Consider the following 12,895-nt stretch of genomic DNA (forward strand, 5'->3'; position numbering starts at 1 on the left):
AGCTGGTGGATTGCGGTCGGTTCGGTGTGCGGTTACTTGACCGCGCCCGCCATCACACCGGAGACGAACTGGCGCTGGAAGGCGAAGAACACCGCGAGCGGAATCACCATCGAGACGAACGCGCCGGGCGCCAGCACATCGATGTTGTTGCCGAACTGCCGCACCTGCTGCTGCAGCGCCACAGTGATCGGCGGGGAGTCGGAGTCCGCGAAGATCAGGGCGACCAGCATGTCGTTCCACACCCAGAGGAACTGGAAGATCCCCAGCGAGGCGATCGCCGGACCGCCCAGTGGCATCACGACCCGGGTGAAGAGCCGGATCTCGCCGGCCCCGTCGAGCCGTGCCGCCTCCAGGAGTTCACGCGGGATCTCCGCGAAGAAGTTCCGCAGCAGGAAGATCGCGAACGGCAGCCCGAAGGCGGTGTGGAAGAGAATCACGCCGAAGGTCGTCTCGAAGATCCCGATTTCGCCGAAGAGCTTGGAGACCGGGACGAGGGCGACCTGCACGGGGACCACCAACAACCCGACGACCAGCAGGAACCACCAGTCGCGGCCGGGGAAGTCCAGCCAGGCGAAGGCGTACCCGGCCAGTGAACCGATCACCACGACCAGGACGGTCGCGGGCACGGTGATCATGACCGTACTCACCAGGGAGTGGGTGATGGTCGAATTGTCCAGCAACCGGCTGTAGTTGTCGAAGGTGAGCTCGGACGGAGCGGTGAAGACCTTCCACCAGCCGGTCGCCGCGATGTCGTCGGCGCCGCGCAACGAGGAGAGCAGCAGCCCGATGGTCGGCATCAGCCAGAACAGGCCCACCAGGAGGAGGAAGACCCGCATCGCGCCGCCGCCGGTGCGGGCCGCGATCCGTGAGCCGAGGGACTGCGTCGCCTTCATCGTAGGGGTGGTCATCGGCGCCCCTCCTTCCGTATCCGGCGAATGTCGCTGTGCTTTCCCGGGAGGCAACCCCCGGACCCCCGGCCGGAGGCGGCCGTGGTCGACGGAGTCGTCATCGGCGCCCCTCCCTGCGGATCCGGCGAATGTTGAAGATCATCACCGGGATCACCAGCAGCAGCAGGAGTACGGCGATGGCGCTGCCGATCCCGAGATCCGCGTCCGTGCCGAACGAGGACCGGTACAGCTGCAGCGCCAGGACGTTCGCGTCGTCGAGGGAGGAGCCCGGCGCGATGATGAAGACCAGATCGAAGATCTTCAGCACGTTGATCATCAGGGTGACCAGCACCACCGCCAGGACGGGCGCGAGCATCGGCACGGTGATCCGGCGGAACACCTGCCACTCGTTCGCCCCGTCCACCCGGGCCGCTTCGAGGAGTTCACGCGGCAGACCCGCAAGGCCCGCCGCGATCAGCACCATGGCGAAGCCCGCCCACATCCAGACGTAACTCCCGATGATCCCGGGCGTCACCAGGGACGGGCCGAGCCAGTCGACCCCGTTGTACGGCTCCCTGAAGTTCGATGCGGGAAGCCTGAGCAAGGCGCCTTCGGCGGAGGCGGGCAGAGTGAACGTACCGTCCGCGGCCGCCGTCGCCGAGCCGACCACCTTGCCGTCCTTGACCGCCTCGACCTTCAGCCCCTTGAGGCCGAGTTCCTTGGCGTCGACGACATTGGGCTTCCCACCGCCGCCCATGGTGAAGTCCAGCCACGCGGTGCCGGTGACCTTCCCGGACTCCGTCGGGGCTGCCTTCGCCGGCTTCGCGTCCGTCGGCATCTTCGCGGGCGCCACACCGACCAGCGGCAATCGCACGGGTATACCGGCCCGTACCGGCGCCTTCGTGACGAACGACCCGCCGCCGCCCGCTTTCAGCGGATGGACCGGCAGCGGGTGTGCCTTCGGATAGCCGGCCGACTCCGCGAACGTGTCGTGCACGCCCACCCAGACGGCGTTGGCGACCCCCCGCTCCGGCGCCTGGTCGTACACCAGCCGGAAGATGATGCCAGCCGCCAGCATCGAGATCGCCATCGGCATGAAGACGATCAGCTTGAACGCCGTGCCCCAGCGGATCCGCTCGGTCAGCACCGCGAAGATCAGCCCCAGCGCGGTGGAGATCGTCGGCGCGAAGACGACCCAGATCGCGTTGTTCTTGACCGCTGTGCGGATGGTGTCGTCCGTGAACAGCGCCTTGTAGTTGTCGAGGCCGGCGAAGCCCGTACCCGCCTGGTCGAAGAACGACCGGTAGACGGAGTACACGATCGGATAGACCACGAGCGCACCGAGCAGCACCAGCGCGGGCAGCAGGAAGAGCGTCGCGATGATCTTCCGGGTGCCGGTCACACTCCGGCGCGTGCTTGTGTGATCAGGGCGCTCGGAGCGCTCGGGGGGACGCTTGTCGGCGGGGGGCACCGCGTCGGTGCCCCCCGCTGTCGCTGTCGTCATCCCGTCAGCTCTTGTACGCCTTGGCCGCGTCGGACTCCAGTTTCGCCTGGGTCCCCGCGATGTCCTTCGGGTTCTTCAGGAAGTCCTGGAGCGTCTTCCACTCGCCCTTCCCGGGCGTCCCGCCGAACGACTGCGGGGCCTGGTCGGACATGTCGAACCGGACGGCGTCACCGGCCGCGATCAGTGCCTTCGCCATGGTGCGCTGCACCTCGTTCGGATACGCGGCGGTGTCCAGGGACTTGTTCGGCGAGATGAACCCGCCCTGCTCGGCCCAGATCTTCGCGGCATCGGCCGAGGCCAGCCAGGTCAGCAGGGCCTGGGCACCCTTGCTGTCCTTCAGCGCCACTGCCGCGTCGCCACCCGTCACCACGGGCGACTCGGCGCCGACCGCCGGGAACGGGAACACCTTGGCGTCCGTACCGATCTTCGCCTTGGTCTGCGCGATGTTGACGCCGACGAAGTCGCCCTCGAAGACCATGGCGCCCTTCGGCTGGTCACCGCCGGTGAAGGTCTGGGTGACCGAGACCGGGAACTCCGTCTGCAGGGCACCGTCGGCGCCGCCCGCGATCAGGGACGGCTTGCCGAAGAGTTCGGCGAGCGTCGTCAGCGCGTCCTTGACGGACGGGTCGGTCCACTTGATCTTGTGCTGTGCCAGCTGGTCGTACTTCTCCGGGCCCGCCTGGGAGAGATAGACGTTCTCGAACCAGTCGGTGAGCGTCCAGCCGTCCGCGCCGCCGACCGAGACCGGGGTGACACCCGAGGCGGAGACCTTCTCGGCCGTCGCCATGAAGTCCTTCCAGGTCTTCGGCTCACTCGCCCCCGCGTTCTCGAACGCCTTGGCGTTGTACCAGATCAGGGACTTGTTGGCGGCCTTGAAGTAGACGCCGTACTGGGTGCCGTCCACCGCGCCGAGGTCCTGCCAGACCTTCGCGTAGTTCTTCGCCAGCTGCGCCTTCGCGTCGGCGCCGACCGGCTTGGCCCACTTCTTCTCCACAGCCTGCTTGATCGCACCCACCTGCGGGATCATCGCGACGTCCGGCGGCTGGCCCCCCGCGATCTTCGTACCGAGGAAGTTGACGATCGGGTCCTGTGCCGGGACGAAGGTGACCGTGGCGCCCGTGCGCTTCTCGAACTCCTTGAGGACCTTCATGAAGTTGGCCTGCTCGGGCCCGGTCCAGACGGCCGCGACCGAGATCTTCTCGCCGTCCAGCTTGGGCAGTGCGACGGCCGAGGAACTCGGCTCGTCACTGCCGGACCCTCCGCCCGTCTTTCCCTTTCCGCTGCCGCCGTCGTCGCCGCAGCCGGTGAGGGCCAGTGCGCCGACGGCGGTGAACACCATCGCGGCCCTGCGAATCCGAAGCGTTGTGCGCATCGCTGCCCCGTCTCTCCTGTGCGCGTGAACGGACGGGCGGGACCGCCGGTCGGTCGGCGGTGCCGCTCGCCCATCAGGTCGTCCTGTGCGCACCAGTCCTACGCCCGGTGCGCGGACGCCGCAATACCGCTTTCAGCCCCAACTAATCGATTGTGATGGGCTCGTGACGTGAAGTCAGGCATTTTCGGATCGCCGGACGGGCTTGCGGATGAAGCCCGTCGAGGGGGTCCCTCCCATGCCCTTGAGGCCATGGGAGAGATCGAGGACGCGCCGGCGACCGGGGCGAGGACGCCTCAGGAGTGGTAGGGCGCGAGCGGAGCTATTCGCTCGGCGTTCACCGAACGGGCGGCCCGCTCCAGCGCGCTGGCCAGCAGCGCCAGGTCCGTCGGTCCGTTGCCCAGTTCCCGGACCGGGCGCCGGGTCGGCGGATCGCCCATCCGCTCCCACTCCAGTGGGACGACGGTGGGCCGCAGGGTCGCGGTGCGCGGAATGCGGCCCGTGACCCGGCCGCCCTGGAACGGCGTCACCCGCCCGTCCGGATGCCCCAGCCGACCGCGGCCGGGTGCCGGATCCTCCGGCGAGGGTGTGGCGACGGGTGCGTCGAGCACCGCGCGCAGCCGCGCCCCACGGGCAAGCTCCGTGTCCTCCGTGCGGTCGGCGCGGGCGGACGTCGCGACCAGATGCACGCCCAGCCGGCCACCGTCCCTGGCGACGGACTCCAGCGCCCGTACGACCGAACCGGCGGCGGGCCGTCCCGGGCTGCCGAGCGCGGGGGCGACCAGGGCGTCGAAGTCGTCGACCAGCACGACGAGCCGGGGCAGCGGCGACGGACCGGGATCCGCGGACCGCGCGGCGGCGGGCCGCAGCCGGAGCGTGCCGCTCATCGCCGGGTCCAGGTCACCGCGCTGCTCGGCGGCGCTGGGGGCGCGTCGGCCGACCGTCTGCTGCGCCACGTCGTGCCGGGCATGCCAGTCGTTGAAGTCGAGCCGCCCGAGCAGCTCGGCCCGCCGCTTCAGCTCGCCACCCAGGGCCTGGGCGAACTCGCGCATTCTGACCGGATCGGAGGCGACCAAATGGGTGAACGCATGCGGGAGTTCCGCGCAGGGGTGCAGGCTTTCGCCGCGTTCACCACCGGCTCCGTCGACCAGCAGGATGCCGAGCCGGTCGGGACGCGCGGCAGCGGCCAGCGAGGCGGCGACGGCTCGCAGCAACTCCGTACGTCCACTGCCGGCCGGGCCCTCGATGAGCAGGTGGGGCCCTTCATCAGCCAGATCGACACTGACCGCACCCCGGGGCCCGGCACCGAGAACGACGACGGGCCGCCCGGCGAAGGCGACGGCGGAGGCGGGAGGCGGCGGGGTTGCGGCGCCGGGCGCGGCGGTGGCGGCCGCGGGCATGCCGGTGTCTGTTGCATGCTCCGCCCCGGGAACGGCTCGGGAGCCGGCGAAGTCGCCGGACGCGCTGCCGTAACGCCGCGCACCGACGCGGGGTGCGGGCGCGGCGGGGTGGTGGGTGCGGCCCGAGCCGGACGAGTCGGTGTCCGGGTATGCCGTACGGCCCGAACCACGGGCGCCCACGGCAGCCGCCTCCGGATCACCGGCACCGCCGGGAGCGGTCCCGCCGCCACCGCCTCTCCAGCTCCCCGACCCACGCACCGTCGCCCCCGGCTGGGTCTCGGAGGTCGAGGCCCAGCGGGCCATCAGGGAGGCCGGGGTGGCTCTGGCCAGGCCCAGTTCGTCCAGCAGGCGGGCGGACCGGGGGAGGGCTGCCGCCGGCGGGCGGCCGGGCGCCGTCGCCGGACCCTCCGTACGCAAGGGTGCCAGCGCCCGCCCGAACCGTTCCGCCCACGCCGCCGACACCGCGTCCACCGTGGCCACCGTGCCGTGGCCCGCGGCCTGTCCGCCCGCCGTGCGCAGCAGCCGCAGTGCCGTCGCCACGTCGCCGCTCAGCATCGCCACCGCTCCACACTCACGGAACGCGATCGACGCATGGCAGGCCGCCTCGTATGTCGCCGCGACAGGCGAGGTGGGCGACGCGGCCGGCGTCTCGGCCAGACAGATCAGATGGATCCCGGCCGCCGCACCCGCGGCGGCCAGCCGTGCCGTGGTCTCGCGCAGTACCGCGGATCCGGGGTCGCCGTCGACGATCACCACGGTGAACGGCCCCTTGTACCGCCGGGCGGCCTCGGCGACCGTACTCCGGTCGACGCTGGCCCAGTCGGTGCCGAGCGGCCCGTCGTCCAGTCGGCGCACCAGCTCCGTCGTGCGCGCCGTCGCCTGCTCACGGTCGTACGCGAGCAGCAGCCGGCAGTCCTGTCCGTGCATCGGCCGCAGATGGGGCAGCCAGCCGAGCCACACCCACTCGCGCCTGCGCTCGTCGGCGCTGCGGGCACGGTCCGTGCTGATGAGCACGATCTCCAGGTCGGCCGGGGAGTGCAGCGCGGCGAGCTGTGCCACCGTCGAGCGGGCGAGCCCGGCCAGCCGCTCCCGCGGACCGGCGAGCCCCAGCGAACCGGCCTCCCGAAGTCCCACGGTCACCGGCACGGCGGGCAGCTCCGCCCGGTCCGTGGTACCGAGCCGGACCACGAGCGCCTCGGGGTGCTCGGCGTCGCGCTCCCACAGCCGGGGTCCGGGCCCGAGCGCGGTCAGCAGCATGGCCGCCGGGTCGGGCCATGTCCCCGCCGAGGGCGAGCGCGGGCGCGGTACGGACGCGAGCGGGCCCGGCAGGCCCACCGCCCCCGCCTCGTCGGGCGCCGCCTCGTGCACCGGCTCGCCCTTGTTCCCCGCCAGCCGGCGCGCCCAGGCCCCTATCCCGCCGCGCCGGGGTGTCTCGTCGTCCGGGAATCGGCCGGACGCCCGCCGGGCGGTGCCCCGTACGCCCCCGTCGTCGGACCCGGCCGGTGCGCCGTCCGTGTAGGCCACGGGTGCGGCGCCCGCGCTGTACGCATGACCGGTGGCGTACCCGTCCGGTACCTCCGAGAGGCTCCCGCCCGCCGTCCGTGCGACCCGCAGATGCCCCTCGCCGTCCGGCGCGGTCGCCAGCGACGGCGTGGGCGAGCCCGACGTCAGCCGGAGCGTCGATTCGCCGAGCCGCAGCAGCGCGCCCGGCCTCAGCCGGACCGGGCGGTCGCGGACCTCCGTACCGTCCAGGGAGGTGCCGTTCGTGGAGCCCAGGTCGGCGACCGAGACCGCGCCGTCCTCGGAGACCGTCACCGCGCAGTGCAGCCGGGACACATCGGGGTCGTCGAGCGGGACGTCCGCGTCGGCGGACCGGCCGATCAGTATCTGTCCGCCGTGCAGCAGATGGACGCCGCCCGCATCGGGCCCCGCGACCACGTGCAACTGCGCCGGAACGGCGTCGGCCGCCGACTCGTCCTCCCCGGGGACCTGGAGCGAGAGCACCGCGCCGTCGACCAGTGGCGGCTCGCCGAGCGCGCACCGCTGCGCGTCGAGCCGGTCGCGGCCGGCGAACAGCACCACCGCTCCGCTGCCGAGCGAGCCGTCGGGCCCGGAAACGGCGGCGGCCAGGTTGGAGGCCACGGCGGCGAGTGCCGTCCCCGCGGGGGCGGTGACGAGCACGTCGCAGGCGCGCGCCGGGGTCTGGCCGCTGCGCGGCGCGAGGACGGTCAGCCGGATCTGCATCGCCGTCAGCGGTCCCTTCTGCGCGGGGTGCCCGGCAGGGGAAACGCCCTGTGATTCCCCCCACCCGGCACGGACGCGTCGTCCGGTACAGGTCGTCACGTACCGCGAGGTTCCGACCCCACAGTTCCGTGCTGGAGGCATCCTCGCACCTGCCGCTGACAACGCGCCCGGGGGCCACCTCGAAGTGATCTTGAAAGGTCGGCTGTGAACCCAAAAGTGCCTGCTTGGGCCGGTATCCGGAGCCGTGCACAGAAGCGGGGCAACCATCGGAAACCGGCCAGGCGCACGTGTGTACGGCAACCATCTGTCCGGTGTGGGCGTCTTCTTTCGGACACGATGGCTCACACCTCGTCCACGACCGGAAGGTGACCGACCGGTGACCCGTTCGAAGCCGTCGGAGCGGCATTAGAGTGGGCCGGAAACTCCCGGGGCGTGCTCCGGGAGGCCGTAACCACCACGATCAGCAGGGAGCGCATGACGTGCGGCCGGTAGGCAGCAAGTACCTGCTCGAAGAGCCGCTGGGACGCGGCGCGACGGGCACCGTCTGGCGCGCCCGCCAGCGGGAGACCGCGGGCACCGAGGCGGCCGTCGCCGGCCAGCCCGGCGAGACCGTGGCTATCAAGGTCCTCAAGGAGGAGCTCGCCAACGACGCGGACGTGGTGATGCGGTTCCTGCGCGAGCGGTCCGTGCTGCTGCGGCTCACCCACGAGAACATCGTGCGCACCCGCGACCTGGTCGTCGAAGGCGATCTCCTCGCCCTCGTGATGGATCTGGTCGACGGGCCCGACCTGCACCGCTACCTCCGCGAGAACGGCCCGCTCACCCCGGTCGCCGCTTCCCTCCTCACCGCCCAGATCGCGGACGCCCTCGCCGCCAGCCACGCCGACGGTGTCGTCCACCGCGACCTGAAGCCGGCGAATGTCCTGCTGTCCGAGCGCGACGGCCAGATGCATCCGATGCTGACCGATTTCGGCATCGCACGGCTCGCCGATTCCCCGGGCCTGACCCGGACCCATGAGTTCGTCGGCACGCCCGCCTATGTGGCGCCGGAGTCCGCCGAGGGCCGCCCGCAGACCTCCGCCGTCGACATCTACGGCGCGGGCATCCTGCTGTACGAGCTGGTCACCGGGCGCCCGCCGTTCGCCGGCGGCACGGCCCTCGAGGTCCTGCACCGGCACCTCAGTGAGGAGCCCCGCCGCCCCACCACCGTCCCGGCGCCGCTCTGGACGGTCATGGAGCGCTGCCTGAGCAAGGACCCGGACCAACGGCCCGGCGCGGAGAACCTGGCCCGCGGCCTGCGTACCGTCGCGGCCGGCATCGGTGTGCACGCCACCTCGGCGCAGATCGCGGCCGCCGACGGCGTGGGCGCCCTGCTCGCGCCCGACCCGGCGCCCGCAGCCGTTCCGGAGACCCCCGGTGCGGCCGACCCGACGCAGGTGCTGCCGAGCAATGCGGGCGCGTACGACCCGAACGCGGCGACCAGCGTCATGCAGCACTCACCCGGCCAGGGGTACGGACAGGGGCAGGGCCAGGGCGGGCACGCCGACCCGACCGCGGTCATGCCGCCCGTACCGCAGCGCCCCGACGGCCCGCCGCAGCCCGACGGCCCGCACCCGTGGCAGTCCCAGCTGCAGGCGGCCCGCGACCGCAACGAGCAGACGCAGGTCCAGTACCTCGATCCGAGCCAGGATCCGCTGCGCCGTCGGCCACAGCGCCAGCAGCCGCAGCAGGCTCCGCAGCACCGCCAGCAGTCGCCGCAGCACCAGCAGTACCCGCAGCAGCCGCAGCGCCAGCAGTACCCGCAGCAGCAGCCCCAGCAGTACCCCCAGCGCCGCCAGCAACCGCAACACCCCCAGCAGCAGTACGCACCTCCGCAGCAGCCGGCGCCCCAGCAGCCGGCCCCGCGCCAGCCCCGCGAGCCGAGGCAGCGCAGCGCCAACCCGATGAAGATCCCGGGTCTCGGCTGTCTCAAGGGCTGCCTCTTCACAGTGGTGCTGCTCTTCGTCGCGGGCTGGCTGATCTGGGAACTGACGCCGCTGCAGAACTGGATCGGGCAGGGGCAGAGCTACTGGCAGGCGATCGGCGACGCGGTCTCCTCCGTCACCGACTGGCTCTCGAAACTGGGCAGCAGCAGTGGCGGCTGACCGAGCCCGCATCACCAACTTCGTAGCTTTGTCGACTTCTGCGGAGCGATTTCGCCCGCAGAAGTGAAGGTCGGCGCCATCCAGGGCACGTAACACCCCGATCGCCGCGTAACTTTGTCGATCGGGGGTCCAACGCCAGCCGCTGAGGGAGCAGTCTTGGCACGGAATATCGGCAGCCGGTACACCGCCCACCAGATCCTGGGGCGCGGCAGCGCCGGCACGGTGTGGCTCGGCGAGGGTCCTGAGGGCCCCGTCGCCATCAAGCTGCTCCGCGAGGACCTCGCGTCCGATCAGGAGCTGGTCGGACGCTTCGTCCAGGAGCGCACCGCCCTGCTGGGGCTCGACCACCCGCACATCGTCGGCGTCCACGACCTCGTCGTGGACGGCAACGACCTGGCGCTGGTCATGAATCTGGTACGCGGTACGGATCTGCGCACCCGCCTCGACCGCGAGCGCCGCCTCGCCCCCGAGGCGGCGGTCGCGATCATCGCGGACGTCGCGGACGGCCTCGCGGCGGCGCACGCCGCCGGAGTGGTCCACCGCGACGTCAAGCCGGAGAACATCCTGCTCGACATGGAGGGACCGCTCGGCCCCGGCGGCTCGCACCCCGCGCTGCTCACCGACTTCGGCGTGGCCAAGCTGATCGACACCCCGCGCCGCACCAAGGCCACGAAGATCATCGGTACGCCGGACTATCTGGCCCCCGAGATCGTCGAGGGCCTCCCGCCGCGCGCCGCCGTCGACATCTACGCCCTCGCGACGGTGCTGTACGAGCTCCTCGCGGGCTTCACGCCCTTCGGCGGCGGCCACCCCGGCGCGGTGCTGCGCCGCCACGTCACGGAGACGGTGGTCCCGCTTCCCGGCATCCCCGAGGAGCTCTGGCAGCTCCTGGTGCAGTGCCTGGCCAAGGCCCCGGCCTCCCGGCTGCGCGCCTCCGAGCTCGCGGCGCGTCTGCGCGAGCAGCTCCCGCACCTGGCCGGCATCCCGCCCCTGGATGTCGACGAGCCGGGCGCCGAACCGGAACCGCAGCCCTACGACGAGCAGCAGTACGCCCCGGCCCCCGACGAACCCCGCCGTCGTGGCGCGGTCCCGCTGGTCCCCGGCGCCTCCCCGGACTCCAACAGGGACACCCACACCAGCATGCGCGTCCCGGGCCCCGACGAGCTCTCCGGCGGCCCCCGGGGCACCGCCCGGGCCCCCCGCGCCCCGGGCCAGCCCCGTCCGGGCTCGGCGCGGAACAAGTCGGCGGCCATCCGCAAGCGCCGCATCACGCTGGGCGCGGTGGCGCTGGTGCTGTGCGTGGCCCTGGGCGTGGGCGGCTGGCTGGCCTTCGGCGGCAATGACGCGGACACGACCCCGCAGGACACGAAGAACTCGGTGCCGGCGGCTCCGTAACCGCGCCGCGACCGCACGGATCCCCGTGGAAAGGACGGCCCGGGGATGGTCCGAGCCGACAGCCGTTACGCTGGACCCGTGGCAGTCGTCGATATTTCCGAAGAGCTGAAGTCCCTCTCCTCGACCATGGGGTCGATCGAGGCCGTCCTGGACCTCGAAGCGCTGAGGGCGGACATCGCCGCGCTCGAGGAGCAGGCGGCGGCGCCGTCCCTCTGGGACGACCCGGAGGCGGCGCAGAAGATCACCAGCAAGCTTTCGCACCTCCAGGCCGAGGTCCGCAAGACCGAGGCACTCCGCGGCCGTATCGACGATCTTGAGGTTCTCTTCGAGCTCGCCGAGGACGAGGGCGATGCCGATACCCTCGCCGAGGCCGAGAGGGAGCTGGAGTCCGTCAAGAAGGCGCTCGACGAGATGGAGGTCCGTACCCTCCTCTCCGGCGAGTACGACTCCCGTGAGGCGCTGGTCAACATCCGTGCCGAGGCCGGTGGCGTCGACGCCGCCGACTTCGCCGAGAAGCTCCAGCGCATGTACATCCGCTGGGCCGAGCGGCACGGGTACAAGACCGAGGTCTACGAGACGTCGTACGCGGAGGAGGCCGGCATCAAGTCGACCACCTTCGCCGTCCAGGTTCCGTACGCCTACGGCACGCTCTCCGTCGAGCAGGGCACCCACCGGCTCGTCCGGATCTCGCCCTTCGACAACCAGGGCCGTCGCCAGACGTCCTTCGCGGGCGTCGAGGTGCTGCCGGTCGTCGAGCAGACCGACCACATCGAGATCGACGAGTCCGAGCTCCGCGTCGACGTGTACCGCTCCTCCGGTCCCGGTGGCCAGGGCGTCAACACGACCGACTCCGCGGTGCGCCTGACCCACCTGCCGACCGGCATCGTCGTCTCCTGCCAGAACGAGCGCTCACAGATCCAGAACAAGGCGTCCGCGATGAACGTCCTCCAGGCGAAGCTCCTTGAGCGCCGCCGCCAGGAGGAGCAGGCCAAGATGGACGCGCTCAAGGGCGACGGCGGCAACTCCTGGGGCAACCAGATGCGTTCGTACGTCCTGCACCCGTACCAGATGGTCAAGGACCTGCGCACGGAGTTCGAGATCGGCAACCCCGAAGCGGTCTTCAACGGCGAGATCGACGGCTTCCTGGAGGCGGGCATCCGCTGGCGGAAGCAGCGCGAGAAGTAACCACCGAAGCGTACGAACGGCGGTGCCGGGCCCTTCAGGGGGTTCCGGCACCGCCGTTTTCGGCAGCCGGCCCGGCCGGGCAGGTACACGGAATTCCGCCCCGGGAAGGGGAGTTGGGGCTGCGAGTTGCGTGGGCGCCGTGGTGACTGCGTCACAGTCGTGATTCTGAATGACGGTCAACCGGCCGCAAAACGGTGCACATTGCGTGGAACGGGCTTGACGTCGTCCTTATCTGTGGACAGGGTGCTACTGCAGCATGCGTATGTCTGGGACAGGTGTGAACGGGGAGGGTGGCTTGGCTACGGCACGACGTGGCCCCGGCCGAGTGCCCCCCGGCAGAGCCGTGAGCCCGCATATGGCTGCTCCACTGACGAGAACAGCTACTGGGGGTAGCAGCAGATGACCAAGAAGACGCGGGTCCGCGTCGCGCGGATAGCCGCAGGTGCGGTAATCGCCGCGGGTGCCTCGCTCACCGCTGCCGGTGCGGCTTCGGCCGTCGGTATCGGTATCGGTATCGGCGTGGACGCCGGTGACGCCTCCGTCAACGCCCAGGTCGGCATCGCCGGCGAGGCCGGCGGTGATAACGGCGGGGGACCTGGTGGCGTCGACCCGGGCGGCACCGCCAACCAGGGTGGCGCGGGTGACCAGGCTGGTGCGGGTAACCAGGGTGGCGCGGGTGACCAGGCTGGTGCGGGTAACCAGGGTGGCGCGGGTGACCAGGCTGGTGCGGGTAACCAGGGTGGTGCGGGTGACCAGGCTGGTGCGGG

Annotated in this window: 7 protein-coding genes and 1 pseudogene; 4 read left to right on the forward strand and 4 right to left on the reverse strand. The window is 71.5% G+C overall.

Annotated elements, in window-relative coordinates; all coding sequences use genetic code 11:
* Positions 1–32: 32 nt before the first annotated feature.
* From ACGFSA_RS27170 to ACGFSA_RS27185, 4 genes are all read right to left on the reverse strand, one after another.
* Complete coding sequence (locus tag ACGFSA_RS27170; protein ID WP_393308527.1) at positions 33–908, reverse strand: carbohydrate ABC transporter permease; 876 nt, start codon at positions 906–908, stop codon at positions 33–35.
* Positions 909–1,005: 97 nt separating this feature from the next.
* On the reverse strand, positions 1,006–2,391 hold the full coding sequence (locus ACGFSA_RS27175) for a carbohydrate ABC transporter permease (protein ID WP_393308529.1): 1,386 nt from the start codon (positions 2,389–2,391) through the stop codon (positions 1,006–1,008).
* Positions 2,392–2,395: 4 nt separating this feature from the next.
* A complete protein-coding gene (locus tag ACGFSA_RS27180; protein ID WP_393308531.1) occupies positions 2,396–3,763 on the reverse strand; it encodes an ABC transporter substrate-binding protein in 1,368 nt (455 codons plus the stop codon).
* Positions 3,764–4,056: 293 nt separating this feature from the next.
* Positions 4,057–7,404 (reverse strand): FHA domain-containing protein, encoded by a 3,348-nt coding sequence (locus ACGFSA_RS27185; RefSeq protein ID WP_393308533.1) that lies wholly within the window; start codon positions 7,402–7,404, stop codon positions 4,057–4,059.
* 479 nt (positions 7,405–7,883) lie between these two features.
* On the opposite strand from ACGFSA_RS27185, the gene ACGFSA_RS27190 reads away from it, so the two are divergent.
* From ACGFSA_RS27190 to ACGFSA_RS27205, 4 genes and pseudogenes are all read left to right on the forward strand, one after another.
* Positions 7,884–9,548, forward strand: a complete 1,665-nt coding sequence (locus tag ACGFSA_RS27190) for a serine/threonine-protein kinase (protein WP_393308535.1) — start codon at positions 7,884–7,886, stop codon at positions 9,546–9,548.
* Positions 9,549–9,704: 156 nt separating this feature from the next.
* On the forward strand, positions 9,705–10,943 hold the full coding sequence (locus ACGFSA_RS27195; RefSeq protein ID WP_393308537.1) for a serine/threonine-protein kinase: 1,239 nt from the start codon (positions 9,705–9,707) through the stop codon (positions 10,941–10,943).
* Between the two features lie 78 nt (positions 10,944–11,021).
* On the forward strand, positions 11,022–12,128 hold the full coding sequence (prfB, locus tag ACGFSA_RS27200; protein ID WP_393308539.1) for a peptide chain release factor 2: 1,107 nt from the start codon (positions 11,022–11,024) through the stop codon (positions 12,126–12,128).
* 399 nt (positions 12,129–12,527) lie between these two features.
* Positions 12,528–12,895 (forward strand): annotated as a pseudogene (locus tag ACGFSA_RS27205) (hypothetical protein); the annotation flags it as partial.

The sequence above is a fragment of the Streptomyces sp. NPDC048496 genome (assembly GCF_043200055.1).
Classification (GTDB): domain Bacteria; phylum Actinomycetota; class Actinomycetes; order Streptomycetales; family Streptomycetaceae; genus Streptomyces.